Raw genomic sequence first — 14,559 nt, 5'->3', positions numbered from 1 at the left:
CCGTGCCGCACCACTGCCCCGACGACAAACGGCCCCCCGCCTGGGCGGTCCGAACGGCCGCCGACCGGAAGGCCCTGGAAGCGGGATGCTTTTGGGACGCGGCCGCGGCCGAGCGCGTCATCCGCTTTGTCGAGAAGTACGTCACGTCGCGGTTTATTGAGGGCGAACTCCGGCTGTTTGAGTGGCAGGTGCGGTTCCTTCAGTCCCTGTACGGATGGCGGAGCGCCGACGGCACGCGGCGGTTCAAGACGGCTCTGTTGCACGTCCCGAAGAAGAACGGCAAAACGCTGCTCGTGTCGGCGATCGCCGCCTACGAGCTCTTCGGGGCCGTGCAGCCGAAGCCCCTGGTGGTCTCGGCCAGCACGACCCTGAAGAACGCCGAGCAGGTGTTCGACAACCTCAAGTCCACGGTGAACAAGAAGGGCAACGAAAAGCTCAAGGCGATCTCGAACCCGGTGCCGAGCGAAAACCTGATCGAAGTTCCCAAGCGGGAAGGCGAGTACAAGGCGCTGAGTTCCGACGAGGGCGGGTCCGAGGGCCTCAACTGCTCATGCGTCATCGTCGACGAGGCCCACAAGCACAAGTCGCCGGCGCTCTTCAACACGCTCGAATACGCCACGCTGGCCCGCCCCGACGGCATCCTCATTATCATCTCGACGGCCGGCGACGACCTCACCCACTGGTACTACGGGTACGTCCGCCGCGGCCGGAATTTGCTCGAAGGCAAGGACCTCGACCCGACGTTCTACGCCGAGCTGTACGAAGCGAAGGAGACGGACAACCTCGAAGACCCGGCGGTGTGGAAGCGGGCCAACCCGTCGCTCGACCTCTACGACGGCTACACGTCCGAGCGGTTCGCCTCGACGCTCGCGACGGCGAAGAAGGACACCGCGGCCTGGCTGAACTTCGTGCGGTACCGGCTGAACATCTTCTGCCGGTCCGAAGACGCCGTCTGGATCCAGCTCGCCGAGTGGGACCACTGCCGCGAGTCGCGGCCGGCGGCGGCCGTACTCGCCGGCTGCCGGCTGTGGCTCGGGCTGGACGGATCCCAGACCACGGACCCCACGTCCTTGAGTGCGGTTTGGCTGCTGCCCGACAAGCGGTACTACGCCGAATCCCACGCCTGGGTGGCAGAGGACGGCGTTCGGAAGCGGGAGAAATCCAACCTGCCGAAGTACGCTCAGTTCGTGGCCACGAACTGCATGACCATCACGCCCGGCAACCTGATGGACAAGAACGCCGTCCTGCCGGCGATCCTCGCGTACCAGGGCCGCGGGCAACTTCAGCAGCTCGTGATGGACGGCAGCATGGTGTGGGTCTTCGGCTCGGAGATGACGAGCGACCACGGCATCAAGGCCGAGAAGATGCCGCAATCGAACCGGTACTTCGGACCGGTGGTGAAGCAGTTCAAGTTCGACGTGCTCGAACGCCGGCTGATCCACGACGGGAACGAGTGGCTCCGGTGGTGTATAAACGCGGTCCGCCTCGACGTGAACAAGTACGACGAGGGCCGTCCCTACCGCAAGAAGTCGGCCGATCACATCGACGGGGCGGTGTCCCTGCTGATGGCCTACTCCCAGGCCGTGCAGGCGGCGGCCGTCCCCGAGCAGAGTTCCGCCGGCGTCATCTTCCTGTGACCGTAGATAGTGGCATGCTCACCGGCGTTCAACAGTGGGTTCGCCGGCGGGCGATCCAGTGGTTTCCCTCTTCGATCTTCTACGGCCCCGGCCAACCGATCGGCATTCCGCCGTCCGGGCCGTCGGCCGTCCGCACCCCCGACGAGGCCCTCACCCTGTCCCCGTTCTGGGCCGGGGTGCGGAAGTACCAGTCCGCGCTCGGGTCCCTGCCGCTCGTCACCTACCAGCGTGACGCGAACGGCGACCGCAAGCGGCTCGAAAGCTCGCCGACTTACTGGATCCTCCACGACCGCCCGAACCCCATCCAGTCACGGGCGGCGTTGTTCGAATGGGTCGCGCTGCAACTTTTCACCGAGCGAGAGGTCCTGTTGCACGTCCGGCTGACGGGCACCGGCTATCTGGTCGGCCTGTACCCGATCCACTGCTCAAAAGTGGTCAACGTCCTGATCGACGACGACTGGAACCGGGCGTGGGTGGTCAGCACCCCCGAGGGCGTGGAGGTCTACCGCGAAGACGAGATCATTCACCTGTACCTCTTCTCGCGGGACGGGATCCGCGGCACGCGGCTGCTCGACTACGCCGGCTCGTCGCTCGGCTTGCACCGCCAGGTGCAAGAGTCGGCCGGAGCCTTCTACGAGAACGCCGTCCGACCGAGCGGGTACCTGAAGTACTCCGGCACGCTCGACGCCGCCGCGGTGAAGCAGATCAAAGAGCACTTCCTGGCGGACTACGCCGGCACGGGCAACCGGGGCAAGCTGCCGGTGACGATGCAAAACGGCGAGTTCCTCCCGCTGAACAACACGAACGCCGACGACGCGAAGATCATAGAAGCCCTGAGCACGTCGGTCCCGGACATCGCCCGGTGGCTCGGCCTGTCCCCGCTCTCGCTCGGGGACCTGTCCCGCGGCACTTACTCCAACCTGGGGGCCGACCGACAGGCGTTCTACGGGGACTCGCTCCGGCCGCTCCTCGAAAAGACCGAGCTCGAATTCAACGCGAAGATCTTCGGCGTGACGAGCTCGGTCTACTGCGAGTTCGACGTGAACGGCCTGCTCCGCGGCGACCCGCAACAGCAAGCCGACGTGGCGAACGTGGGGATTCAGAACGGCACCGTGCTGGTGAACGAGCAGCGGGCTTGGCTCAACCTGCCGCCGGTCGACGGCGGCGACGTGCCGCGGATCCCGCTCAACATGGGTTCGGCGACGGATCTGACACAGATCTCCGGGAAGGGTGACCCCACGGCATGAAGATTCGCACGTTGAGCAGCGCGCCCGAAGTCCGCGACGATCGCCGGCTCGTGTTCTACGCCGCCGTGTTCGACACCCCGGCCACGGTCACCGAGAACGGGGAGACGTTCTCGGAGGTCATCCGGCCCGGGGCGTTCCGTCGCACACTGGCCGACCCGGCGGTGGACGTGATCGCAGACTTGGAGCACGACCCGGCGAAGACCTTCGCCCGGCGGTCCACGGGTTTGCTCCTGCAAGAGGATCCCCGCGGACTGTTCGCGTCCGCCTACCTCCCGCCGTCGGCTCTGAACGATCAGATCCTTGCGGACGTGCGGTCGGGTCGGATCAACGGGGCGTCGTTCCAGTTCACGGACGCCCCCGGCGGCCGCCGGCGAACGGCCGCGGCCGGCCCGGGCGGGCTGCCGACCGACGACGTTACCGACGTGACGCTCATCGACGTCACGCTGTCCGCCGGCCACCAGGTCTACAAGGCGACGACGGTGTCCGTCCGCACCGCCGGCCCCGATCTGGAAAATCTGTTTTTGCGTCTCCGGTTGGCGAAGGCCCGCCGTACATAGTGGTGCTGCCCGGGCGGCGGGGTTTGGTTCCTTTACCCGCCGCCCACTTCCTCCCGCCTCGATCCGAGTCACACTTCCCAATGCTCTGCACTTCGCCCCGCAAGCGTACCGCCGACACCACTTCCCCCGCGGCCGATCCGGCCCGCCACGTCCGCACGCAACCGGCGGGGTCGACGACCCCGCCGGCCACGCCCGCCCGCACGCTGGCCGAGCTCCGGACGGACCACGCGAACACGATCACGGAAGCCGACGCGCTGCAGACGCGGAGTCGGACGCAGGCCCTGACGGCAGAAGAGCAAACCAAGTTGATTTCTCTGGTGGATACGGCCGAGCTGCTCGCCGGCGAAATCGACCAGGTGCACACGGCCGAGCGACTCGCCGCCCAACGGAACCGGGCCACGGCCCCGACCCGCCCGGCCCCGGCCGCGCCGACGATCATCGTCGCCGGCAATTCCCGGGTGCCGAGCGAAGAAGAAGGTTTGCGGATCTGGTTGAACAGCTTCGGCGGGCGGGTCTCGGCCGACGACGTTTACCGAGCCCGCACCGCCGGGTTCGACGTCGGCAGCGGCCGCATCGAACTCCGGGCGGACTACGGCGGCACGCTGAACGCCCACAAGCGGACGATCAGCAAGGGGGCCGACCCGGGTCAAAAGTTCATCCCGACCACGTACTCGGACAAGGTCACCGAGTACCTGACGTTCTTCAGCTCCGTCCTCGGCTTGGTCGACAGCGAGACGACCAACGACGGGAACGACCGCACGTACTTCGTCGTGGACGACACGGCGATGATCTCGGACTACACGACCGCGAGCAGCGGGACCGAGCTCGCCCCCACGATCCCGGACAACGACCCGACCCTCGGCTCGGTCGTCATCAAGGCCCGGACGATCACGAGCGGCTACCACAAGTTGACCCGCGAGGCCGCCCGCGACACGGCCGTCTCCCTGACCGACAAGCTGGCCAAGGCGATCGGCAACAGCCACGGGCGGAAGATCGAGAAGGACGTGATCGGCGGGAACGGCACGACCGAGGCCCAAGGCCTCATGACCGCGTCGACGCAGTTCGGCTCGCTCATCACGGACATCTCGACCGACTCGTTCGACGACCTGTATTTCGCCATGCCCGAGCAGTACCGGAACGGGGCCATCTGGCTCGTGTCGCCGACGCTGCAGGCCCGGATGCGGAAGAAGTTCAAGGACACCACCGGCCGCGCGCTGTTCAGCGACGCGATCGAAGGCGACCGCCGGGTGATGCGGTACGGCGGCTGTCCGGTCGTGGCGAGCACGTTCATGCCCGGGTGGGCGGTCAACAAGAAGGCGGTCGTCTTCGTGAACCCGCTCTTCTACCTGCTCCGTCTGGTGGCGGGCCAAACGATCGACGTCCTCACCGAGAAGTTCCACCCCCACCTGGCGTTCGCCGGCCTCATGTCGTTCGGCGGCGGTTGGCTCGGGCCAGCCGCGGCGAACCAGTGTTTGACGACCGCGGCCAGCGGCCTGGCGGCGTAACGACCTACACCCCGAAGTAGACCGCGGCCGGCGCTTGTGGCCGGCCGCGGTCGCTAGTTCAACCGGCCCATGCACACCGACCCCGTCGAGATCCTGACGCCCGCCGACACGCTGCCGGTGACGCTCGGCGAACTGAAGTCGCACTTGCAACTCAACCGGGCCGACGACGACGTCGACCTCACGCTCTACTTGGCCGCGGCTCACGGCCTGTTCGAATTCGAGACCAGCCGCGCTCTCATCACCACAACCTTCACGCAGTACTCGGCCTTCCCGCGTGGCCGCACGCCGATCCGGCTCGCCCGCGGGAAGGCCACCTCCATCACCGCCATCACCTACGCTCCGGTTGGCGGTGGCACCGCAACGCTCACGGGGTTTGTCCCCGACCTGGTCGCGCCGATCGGGTACGTGTACCCGCCGGCAACGGGGTGGCCGGCGGTCGACCCGCTCAGCCCGCGGCCCGTGCAAGTTAGGTTCGTCGCCGGCTGGCCGACGGCGGCCGCCGTCCCGCCGGACGCCAAGGTTGCGGTCCGGCAACTCGCCGCCCACTACTACGGGCACCGGGACGCCTACGAGGCCGGCAGCCTGGACGAGACTCCGGACGGCTTCCGCCGCGTGTGCAACCGGTACCGGCTCGACATGGGAATCGTCTGATGCCCGCGACGAACTACCCCGACCTCTTCGCCTGGGGCGTCTACTCGCGGTCCCCGGACACGTTCGGGGACCCGAAGCCGAACGAGCACTGGAGGGCGTGCGGCAAACTCCGCGGCCGACTGGAAACCCGGACGGCCACCCAAGAGACTCGCTTCGAGGGCGTTCGGCAAGTGGACCGTACGACGATCTACCTGCGGCAGTACCTCAGTGTGAAGCCGCTGGACCGCCTGACGGATACCCAGTGGGGCGACGTGTGGACCGTTGAGACGGCCCGCCGCGGCGACAACGAAACCATCGTCGACGTGATCCGCAAGCCGGCCGATGAGTGAAGGCTCGGTCACGCTCGACCTTGCCCCGCTCGACGGCATGCGGAAGGGCGTCAAGCTCGCACTGAAGATCGCCGGCAACCGGGCGGCCAAGCCGATCCGCGAGCGGGTCATTGCCGAAGCGACCTCGATCCAACGCTACGGGTTCCTGGCCGCCTCGATCGGGACGAAGACGCAGAGCTACAAGCCGACGAACATCGTCAGCGTCGTCGGCCCGAAGATGAGTTTCACGCGGACCCGCGGTACATACAAGCGGGGGCCACGGAAGGGCCAGAAGCGGAAGCACATCCCGTACCTGTACTCCTGGCTGGTGGACAAGGGCACGAAGCGCAGCCGCAAGTTCGGCTTCCTCGACAAGGCTTACAACTCCGCGGCCGGGAACTACGCGGCCGACCTGACCAAGGCATTCGCCGACGAACTGGCGAAGCGCAACAAGTGAGACCAAATGGCCAATGAATTCACGATCGGCTTCGGGGCGGCCCTGACCATGGACGCCACCCCGGTGGTCGGCATCGCGATGATGCAGATCCCCGCCCGCGAGTTCGGCGAGTCGGAGGTCACGTCGATCGACCAGGCCGACATCGACCGCGTCTTCATCCCCACGCTCCGGGACAACGGGACGGCGACGGCGGAGCTGTACGCCAGCGCCGAGAACGTCGCCGCCGCGCTCGCGCTGCACGGCGTTAAGAACAAGACGTTCGTGTGCAAGAGCCCCGACCCCGACGGCGAGGGGGCCGCGCTCGGCAAGACGTTCACCATCACCGGCTTCCTCAAGAAGATCGGCGAGACGAAGTACGAGAAGGATCAGCCGAACAAGTTCACGATCGAGATCCGGTGCAACAAGATCGTGGTTTCCAACTCCGCCAACGTAGGTGCCTAACCTTGCTCTCTAACCTGTACACGCCCATGAACCGCAACGACTTGAAGAAGGCCAACGTGGTCCCCGTGCCCGGCGTGCCCGGCGTGTTCGTGCGGGAGATCTCCGGGAAGGAGTACCGCAACTTCCAGGGCGCTTGCTCCTCCAGCAAGGTCGACCTGAGTTTGAGTGACGACGATCGGAACCTCCGCGCCGTCTACCAGCTCGTCAACCTCACGGCCTGCGACGCAGACGGCCGGCGTTTCTGGACCGACACCGAGATGGGCGACACGGAGGAACTCCCCGTCGTCCGGGCCAAGGCGATCTTCGAGACCGCGTTGGCACACAACGGCCTCAGCCCCGACGCCGAAAAAAAAGTGAACTGACGGACCGGGACCGCTTCGAGCTGTCGCTCGCGCTGCAGTTGGGTTGGCCGTCGCGGGCGGACATGCTTCAGGGCATGACCGCCCGCGAGCTTTTGCAGTGGGAGGCGCTTTGGAACCACTCGCCGTGGGGGCCGATCGCCGCGGATTGGCGGTTGGGAATCCTGATGAGCAGTTGGAACGGTCAGGCCCCGGACCAGAATCGCCCCAAGTGGGGAAGGGAAGCTGGCCACCGCGTCGTGCAACTCACCTTCGATCAGGCCTGTCAGGCTTTCTCACGAACCCGGTAACGCATGGCCCTCTCGATCGGCACCGCCAGCCTGAAGCTCGTCGCGAATGCGGACGCCCTCACGGGGGTGCTCGACGGGGCTTATGCGTCGGTCCAAGGGTTTCGCAAGAAGGCCGAGGCCGCCGCCAAGTCGCTGAGCCTCGCGCCACTCACCTCGTCCATCCCGCTCATCGGCGGCCCGCTCACGGCCGCGTTCGCCGCGGTGACCGGCGGGGCCAAGTTGTTCGGGGATGCCGTCGCCCGGACCAAAGAGTTGAGTGACATCGGCCGCCAGGCCAAGTCGATCGGGGTGGCGGCCGACCAGTTCATGGGCTTGAGCGCCGCCGCAAAGGGCGCGGGCATCGAACAAGATCAGTTCAGCAAGCTGTTGTTGAAGGGGTCGGCGACGATCGCTTCGGGTTCGGCCGCGGCGGTGAAGGGGCTCGCCGCGATCGGCTTGAAGCTCTCCGACGTGCAAGGCCTCTCGGCCGACCAGCAGTTCTACAAGATCGCCGACGGCTTGAAGGGCGTCACGGATTCCGGGACGAAGGCGCTCGTCGCCCAGGAGTTGTTCGGCAAGGGCGCGTACGACCTGTTGCCGGTTCTGGCCAAGGGCGGGGACGGCTTGAAGTCGTTCGTCGCCCAGCAAAAGGCGATGGGCACCGCGCTCAGCGACAAGGACATGGCCGCCGTCGAGCGGGCCCGGTCGGCGATGCCGAAGATCCAGGGCGTGTTCGACGGGCTGTTCAACAAGGTCGTCGTGGCGATGGCCCCTCTCATCGAAACGGTCGGCACCGTCTTCTCGAAGATCGTCGGCAAACTCCAGCCCGTGTTCGACTGGATCGCCCGCGCGGCCGAGGCCTACTTCGGTGTGATCGGGCCGATCGTGGAAGAGGTTATCGACGCGGTGTCCGAAGGAATCGGGTCCGTGGCGGACCTCTTCGGGGGGATCTTTGACAACGCGGCCCAGATGCCCACGATCGGGGAGGTCATCACCGGGACGGTCTGGGCCGTGGTCAAGGCATACGCCTACGCCCTGGACGGGGTGAAGGCGTTCGGCGGGGCCGTTGGCGTCGTCGCTTCATACGCGGTGGATGCGTTCGGGTCGGTCGTCAAGGTCATCGGAGACGTCATCGCCATCGCGGCCGAGCTGCCCGAGAACCTGGGCGGCGGCATGTTCAAGGACGCCGCCGCGGCGGTGACGCGGTTCGGGGAGCGGTCCAAGGCCGCGGCCGATGACATGCGGGCCTGGGGCGGGCGACAGGTCGATGCGTTCGGGTCGAACGCCGCGCAGGTCGACGCCTGGTTTGAGAAGTTGCAGGCCAAGAAGACGGTCGAGTTGGAAGTCAAACCGTTCGTGCAGAAGATCCCGCCGGTCAAGCTCACAGTAACGGCCACCGTCACCGAAAAGTACCTGGGGGCCGCAGCCCTCGAAGAAGGAAGCAAGGAAGCGTACGCCGTCCGGGCCAAGTGGGATTTCGGAACGACCAAGTTAGCGACGGCCCAGGAGAAGGCGAACCAGATCCTCGGGGACATCAAGACCGGGATCGACGGCGTGACCCAGGCAATCGAATCCATTCCCGCCCTTCCGGCAATTTAAACCATGCCCATCACGGTCTACGAGCGGCCCGGCCGCACCTTCACGGAAGACGAGAAGGGGTACGTCAGCGGGTCGCGCAAGTGGAAGATCGTCGTCGACACGCTCAACGCGAGCCCGATCGACATCTACACCGCCGTCGGCGTCAACAAGTACGATCAGCACCCGTACTACACCCAGGCGATCGCCCGCACACCGAAGCTCACCCAGGATGAGACGGACGTCGTCGTCTGGAATCTGGAGATCGAGTACTCGTCTGCGCCCTTCGAGGCTTCGGGGCAGCCGGACGCCGGGTCTCAGCAAGCCCCGAGCAAGAACTCCGACCAGTGGAAAGAGCCCGAACTCCGGCCGCCGGTGTGGGCTTTCACCCGCAAGGAAATCATGCGGGTTCTGGAGGTCGACGCGGTGACGGGATCCTACGTCACCAACTCGGCCCGCTTCCCGTACGACCCGCCTATCGAAGTGCCGTCTTCGAACATGTTGATTCGCATCGACTTTTGGACCACGTCGATTCAGATCGCCACGCTCCGGACGAAATGGGACCGAGTCAACAGCGCGGCGTGGAAGGGGTTTCCCATTCGCACGCTGAGAATCAACGACTTCAACGCCAAGACGCATTACGAGAAAGCCGACGGTGGCGGCCTGCTCAGCTACTGGGAATGCTCCGTGGAAATCGAACACTCGGAGATCCCTTGGAACCCACGAAAGATTCTCGACCAGGGCAGCGTGAAAATCGTCAATGACAGCGGGGTCATGCGATACGAACGGTGCAAGGACGGCACCGGGAACCCGATCGTCGTGCCGTTGAACGGTAGTGGGGAGGAACTCCCCGCCGGCGACGACCTGGTGTTTCGCGAGGTCAACGCCTATAAGGAGGAGGCTTTCGCCACCATTCTCTTCCCATGATCGACAAGCCCGCCCTCGTTTCTTCCCGCACCGCCGAGCGCATTCGGGAACAGATCGCCACCCGCGACAGCGGCCCGGCCGAATCGCCACGCCAGCCGGGACCGCGCCAGATCATTTGGGTGACGGTCACCGGTTCGCCGGCGGCCGGTTGGTACCCCTGTCGGGTGGACATCGCGAGGGTCTCGACGTGGCTGAACATGCCGGGCAAGGCCGAGTGTCAGCCGAACGTGGACGGCGGACCGCTGACGAACGGCGAGCGTTACCTCGCCATTAGTCAGGGTGACTCCGACGCGGGCGTGGCCCGTTACCGCGTGGTCGGTGAGGCCGGCGTGAAGGCGATCGTGAGCGGGCTGGAAACCGCGTGGTGCGGCGGTTTGCTGTCGATCGGCAGCCAGTCCATCAAGGGGGAGAAGACGTTCCGGGACAAGCTCACTTACCAGCTTCCCGGGGACGATTGCGCGATCGTACTCGACCGTCAGACGACGAAGACGGCAATCCTCACCATCTTCTCGGACACCAGCGACCCGGACGGTGCGTTCCTCCGGATCGGTGCCGGGTACAACCCTGGCATGTATTTGAAGGGCCGCGACGGGACGGTCGGCACGTTCGGGCTCGACGACACCACGCACGCGCTCGTCCTCACCTACATCAGCGGCACGCAGGCGATCACGATCAGTTCTGGCCTGAACGACTTCTCGCACAACATCTGGTGTCACGGATGGGTCAGGGCTGACGACAAGTATGAGGTCAAGCGGGTCACCCCCGGTAGCCCACCCGTCACGGTCGTGCACCAAGGCCTCGACGACGACTACACGGTTCGTCTGGCCGATGGATCGACCCGGCTCGTGACGGTCAGGGGCGGGATCCAAGTACCGCCTCCGCCCCCGCCCCCACCACCGCCGCCGCCACCGGAGAGCCCACCGCCCCCGCCCCCACCACCACCGCCGCCACCGGAGAGCCCACCGCCCCCGCCCCCACCACCACCGCCGCCGCCACCCTGCACGGACGAATGGTCTTGTTACGTGCTTCGGCCCACCGGCGGCGGCGACGAAATCATGCGGGGGTGCCTTTGCGCCCCAGGTACGCCGGCGACGATCGACGTCGGCGACGGGACGACGTGGTTCTGGAGTGCGGCGTTCGGGGCGGACCAGGCCGCGTGCGAGTCCGGGTGCGGCACGTCGCCCCCTTCGGGCAGCGGGTCTGGGGGCGGGCCGTGAGCGAGATTCGGTACACGCGGATCGTCAACGGGCGGCGGGTCGAGTTCATCGGCCGATCCGCTGGGCCGCCTGTTGACCCGGCCCAGCTGATTCCGCTCCCCGCGGCCCGGCCGCCGTGCCTGTACGAGGGGCCGGTCGTCGAGTACTGCACGGGCTGCGCCGGCGAGGGCCGGCACGTCCGCCTGTGTGATCTCGCCGGGGCCGACCGCGACACGTGCACGCGGGCCAGGGTCGGACCCGCGGTCCAGGCCTGCGCGGACTGTCCCGACTGGCGGCCGCAGGAGGCACCACTCCCGCCGTTCCCGCCGCCGCCGCCGCCGATGTCCGCCCACTCGCTCACCATCATCCCTTGGCCGCCGTAACGGGCCGCGGTCCCGGGAACCCGTGAAAATGGCGGCGCGTTCGGGCGGACGCGCCGTACATAACGTCATGACCTTCTGCCCCGCCCAAGGCAGCATCCCTGCCCCCGCCACGGACCCGGCGAGCGACGTCGCCGCCCCGCAAACCCCGGCCCATTACGCGGACAACGCGGAACTCCGTGCGCTTGCTCAACAAGCACGGGCCGACGGTCGCCTCCCCGCCCGGTTGGCCGATTTCTTCTACCGGATCGCCGACGGCTACCTGGAAAAGTTCGGCGGCGTTCCCGAATCCGACGTGGACGACTTCCGCCAGGACCTCGTCATCCACTGGATCGAGCGGGCCGTGCCGCGGATCTTCGAGAAGGGCGGGAACCCGTTCGCCTACCTCACGGAGGCGGCGAAGAACTTCGCCCGGGACCGGTACAACCGGGCCGTGAAACTCGCGAGTGATCTCGAAGAGTACCAAGCCACCTGCCACCACTTCGGCCGGTACGTCTCCGTGCCGGATTCCCCGCCCGTGCCCCCGCCCGTCCCGCGACGGCGGAAGGCGTCGCCCCGCCGCCCGCGGGGCCGCGCCCGGGCCTGACCACCAACGGACTCGTCCCGGAACGCACCTTGGAAAATGCAACCGTCATCGCGAGCCTGAGCGCGCTCGTGCTCTCGATCACGAACACCGTCGTCGGTCTGTTCAAAGACCGGGACAAGCTCACGTACGACAAGGATCTCGCCATTCTGAAGACGAAGGTCGAAGAGTGCGAGAACGACCGCGCCGAACTCCGGAAGGACGTCGACCGCTTGAAGGTCAGCGTCGGCCCCGCCTGAATGCGGCCGCCCGGTTCCCCCAAACCCGAGACCTCACCAGTGACATCGAGCCCGCTCTTCGGCAGTCCTCTCACCCCGCCGCACCAGGCCGACGAGATACCGCCGGTCCGGTTCTGCGCGTTACCGGAAACTCTGACGACCGAGGACGTCGCCGCGAAGTGGGGCAAGGCGGCCAAAGGCCCGCTGGCCCATTGTGCGACTGGCCTCCTGCCCGGCGTGACGCAAGAACAATGGCTGGCCGCCCTGGACATTGCCTGCCAGCAGTGGGCCGACGTGTGCGGGCTGACGTTCGTCCGGACCGACACCGCGGCCAAGGCCGACATCCTTCACGGCGTGGGGCCGATCGACGGCAGCGGCAAGACGCTCGCGTGGAGCGAGCTGCCGAACGGGGCCGACACGCGGCTCAAGCAGCTGTACGACAGCGGCGAGCAGTGGGCCGTGGGGCCGGGCGTGCCCGCCAACAAGATCGACATCGTCGCCGTCGCCTGCCACGAGATCGGCCACGCGCTGGGCCTCGGCCACGACAACGCCGGCGGGGCGGCCCTCATGGACCCGTTCTACTCGCCGAAGGTCACGAAGCCGCAAGCGAGAGACATCGCGAGAATCCAAGCCCTCTACGGCCCGCCGAAGGCCGTCCCGACGACGCCCCCTGTCGCCCCGCCCGCGGGGCCGCCGGCCACACCGACGACGTACACGGCCGAGCAGGCGATGGCCGACGTGCAGGCCGTCGTGTCCCGGTTCAAGGCCGCCCGCTGATGCGGGTCGCGTGGCTGTTCCTGCTCGCCCTGTCGGCGCCGGCCGGGGCACAGACGCCGGCGGCCGCGGTCGACGCCGCGGCGCTGGACGCGGCCCGCGTCCGCTCGGCCGAGTCGAGGTACGTCCGGTACCTGTCCCTCTACGACGTGGCCGACCCGAAGGAGCTGACCCGTTGGGACCAGCTCCTTCGCTTTTGGGCCAACAGCCTTTCCCGTGAGGTGGACCTCACGCCCCCGACGCGGGTCACGCCGAACCTCTGGCGGGTCGATCTGCGGGACTACGGTTGGGACGCGAAGGTGTGGGAGAAGTTGGCCGACACCGAGCCGTACTTCCTGGTCAAGCTCACCGCCGCAGTCACCACGCCGGCGACCACGGAACGGAAGTACTGGCCGGGCGGTGTGAACAGCACGGACGGGAAGCATTACGACGCCGGCTGGTACGACGTCGTGACCCCGGCCAAGGCGGCCGCGAAAGTCGCCTTCGGTCCGCAGGTGGACGGCCCGCGGGCGTTGACGCTCGCGGCCTACACCGGGTCCGCCGTCCCGGTCGTGAAGTTGAACTGGTGGATTACCGAGGCGACACGGGCCAACGACCGGGGGACCGGCTATTACTCGTGGCTCGGCCTCGGAGCCAAGGAAGCCGACTTCTTGAAATTGGTCGGGGCCGACGTGAAGGAGGCCCAGCGACTCCGTCGGGAAATCGGGGCGATCGTGTCGCGGTCCCCGGTGACGTTGAACAACCGCGGCCTTGAGCGGTTCGACGCCATCTCCGGCCCGTACTGGCGGAGCCGAGACTACGCGCGGAACAACGCGGAGAAGAACGCCCTGCGGCTGCTCGACGGGGACATTCAGGAGGACGCGAGCGAGCAATACGGGAGCCTCCCGAACCGCCTGTTCGCGTTCTGGCTGCAGAACAACAAGGGCGAGCGACAGGACACGGCGCCGGACAACATCGCCTCGGACGGGAAGAGCACCGGGACGGATCGCCGCGTGGCCGCCGGCATGAATTGCGTGCGGTGCCACGTCGAGGGGATCCGCCCGATCAACGACTGGGCCCGCAAGGTCTACAGCCCGCCGTTCAGCCTGGACGATCGAGACGACCGCGAGCAGCGGCGGAAGCGGTCGAAGTACCTGAGCGACCTGGTCGACCAAACGGCGGACGACAACGCCCGCTACGCCAAGGTGTTGACCAAGACGAACGGCCTGACCGCCGCGGCGAACGCCAAGCTCGTTGGCGACTTGTGGGACCAGTGGGTGGAGCGCGACCGGTCCCTCGCCGACGTGGCCCGCGAGATCGGGGCCGACCCCGGTCGCCTGACGGCGGCGCTGAAGGCGGAAGCCAAGCGGACCCAATTGGACCCGATCTTGGCCGGCCTGGTGCAGGGCGTTGACGCCCGGTTGGAGCACGTCGAAGAGTTGGTCCCGCTACTGCACGAAATCCTCGGGAGGCACGGGCATTGAACGCGAGATGGG

17 protein-coding genes are annotated in these 14,559 nt (G+C 67.1%); all 17 read left to right on the top strand.

Going from position 1 to position 14,559, the window contains the following annotated elements; all coding sequences use genetic code 11:
* Window positions 1-2: 2 nt before the first annotated feature.
* Complete coding sequence (locus PX52LOC_RS27190; RefSeq protein WP_149113044.1) at window positions 3-1,637, top strand: terminase large subunit; 1,635 nt, start codon at window positions 3-5, stop codon at window positions 1,635-1,637.
* 14 nt (window positions 1,638-1,651) lie between these two features.
* Complete coding sequence (locus PX52LOC_RS27185; RefSeq protein ID WP_149113043.1) at window positions 1,652-2,884, top strand: phage portal protein; 1,233 nt, start codon at window positions 1,652-1,654, stop codon at window positions 2,882-2,884.
* Window positions 2,881-3,441: an HK97 family phage prohead protease gene (locus tag PX52LOC_RS27180; protein WP_149113042.1), complete on the top strand. Its 561-nt coding sequence runs from the start codon at window positions 2,881-2,883 to the stop codon at window positions 3,439-3,441. The genes PX52LOC_RS27185 and PX52LOC_RS27180 overlap by 4 nt, the downstream gene beginning before the upstream one ends.
* Before the next feature lie 80 nt (window positions 3,442-3,521).
* Entirely contained in the window at window positions 3,522-4,946 is a 1,425-nt protein-coding gene (locus PX52LOC_RS27175) for a phage major capsid protein (protein WP_149113041.1), read from the top strand.
* A gap of 69 nt (window positions 4,947-5,015) precedes the next feature.
* Window positions 5,016-5,597, top strand: a complete 582-nt coding sequence (locus tag PX52LOC_RS27170; protein WP_149113040.1) for a head-tail connector protein — start codon at window positions 5,016-5,018, stop codon at window positions 5,595-5,597.
* Window positions 5,597-5,926 carry a hypothetical protein gene (locus tag PX52LOC_RS27165; RefSeq protein WP_149113039.1) on the top strand — a complete coding sequence of 110 codons (330 nt, stop codon included), beginning with the start codon at window positions 5,597-5,599 and terminating at the stop codon, window positions 5,924-5,926. The genes PX52LOC_RS27170 and PX52LOC_RS27165 overlap by 1 nt, the downstream gene beginning before the upstream one ends.
* Window positions 5,919-6,362: a hypothetical protein gene (locus tag PX52LOC_RS27160; protein WP_149113038.1), complete on the top strand. Its 444-nt coding sequence runs from the start codon at window positions 5,919-5,921 to the stop codon at window positions 6,360-6,362. The genes PX52LOC_RS27165 and PX52LOC_RS27160 overlap by 8 nt, the downstream gene beginning before the upstream one ends.
* Window positions 6,363-6,368: 6 nt before the next feature.
* Window positions 6,369-6,803 carry a hypothetical protein gene (locus PX52LOC_RS27155; RefSeq protein WP_149113037.1) on the top strand — a complete coding sequence of 145 codons (435 nt, stop codon included), beginning with the start codon at window positions 6,369-6,371 and terminating at the stop codon, window positions 6,801-6,803.
* Between the two features lie 2 nt (window positions 6,804-6,805).
* The gene (locus PX52LOC_RS27150) at window positions 6,806-7,165 is read left to right on the top strand and encodes a hypothetical protein (RefSeq protein WP_149113036.1); all 360 of its coding nucleotides are present in this window, start codon (window positions 6,806-6,808) and stop codon (window positions 7,163-7,165) included.
* A gap of 290 nt (window positions 7,166-7,455) precedes the next feature.
* A complete protein-coding gene (locus tag PX52LOC_RS27145; protein ID WP_149113035.1) occupies window positions 7,456-9,030 on the top strand; it encodes a hypothetical protein in 1,575 nt (524 codons plus the stop codon).
* A 3-nt stretch (window positions 9,031-9,033) separates the two neighbouring features.
* Window positions 9,034-9,933 carry a hypothetical protein gene (locus tag PX52LOC_RS27140; protein WP_149113034.1) on the top strand — a complete coding sequence of 300 codons (900 nt, stop codon included), beginning with the start codon at window positions 9,034-9,036 and terminating at the stop codon, window positions 9,931-9,933.
* The gene (locus tag PX52LOC_RS41760) at window positions 9,930-11,150 is read left to right on the top strand and encodes a hypothetical protein (protein WP_178132530.1); all 1,221 of its coding nucleotides are present in this window, start codon (window positions 9,930-9,932) and stop codon (window positions 11,148-11,150) included. Before PX52LOC_RS27140 ends, PX52LOC_RS41760 begins: the two co-directional genes overlap by 4 nt.
* The gene (locus PX52LOC_RS27130; protein WP_149113033.1) at window positions 11,147-11,512 is read left to right on the top strand and encodes a hypothetical protein; all 366 of its coding nucleotides are present in this window, start codon (window positions 11,147-11,149) and stop codon (window positions 11,510-11,512) included. The genes PX52LOC_RS41760 and PX52LOC_RS27130 overlap by 4 nt, the downstream gene beginning before the upstream one ends.
* Window positions 11,513-11,579: 67 nt before the next feature.
* A complete protein-coding gene (locus PX52LOC_RS27125; RefSeq protein ID WP_149113032.1) occupies window positions 11,580-12,095 on the top strand; it encodes a hypothetical protein in 516 nt (171 codons plus the stop codon).
* 29 nt (window positions 12,096-12,124) lie between these two features.
* The gene (locus tag PX52LOC_RS27120) at window positions 12,125-12,331 is read left to right on the top strand and encodes a hypothetical protein (protein ID WP_149113031.1); all 207 of its coding nucleotides are present in this window, start codon (window positions 12,125-12,127) and stop codon (window positions 12,329-12,331) included.
* A 39-nt stretch (window positions 12,332-12,370) separates the two neighbouring features.
* A complete protein-coding gene (locus PX52LOC_RS27115) occupies window positions 12,371-13,087 on the top strand; it encodes a matrixin family metalloprotease (RefSeq protein WP_168219224.1) in 717 nt (238 codons plus the stop codon).
* On the top strand, window positions 13,087-14,547 hold the full coding sequence (locus tag PX52LOC_RS27110; protein ID WP_149113029.1) for a hypothetical protein: 1,461 nt from the start codon (window positions 13,087-13,089) through the stop codon (window positions 14,545-14,547). The genes PX52LOC_RS27115 and PX52LOC_RS27110 overlap by 1 nt, the downstream gene beginning before the upstream one ends.
* The last annotated feature ends 12 nt before the right edge of the window (window positions 14,548-14,559 follow it).

The organism is Limnoglobus roseus, assembly GCF_008254045.1.
In the GTDB taxonomy this organism is placed as follows: Bacteria; Planctomycetota; Planctomycetia; order Gemmatales; family Gemmataceae; genus Limnoglobus; species Limnoglobus roseus.
The sequence above is the reverse complement of the archived record's forward strand: the minus strand, read 5'-3'. Positions and strand labels throughout refer to the sequence as shown.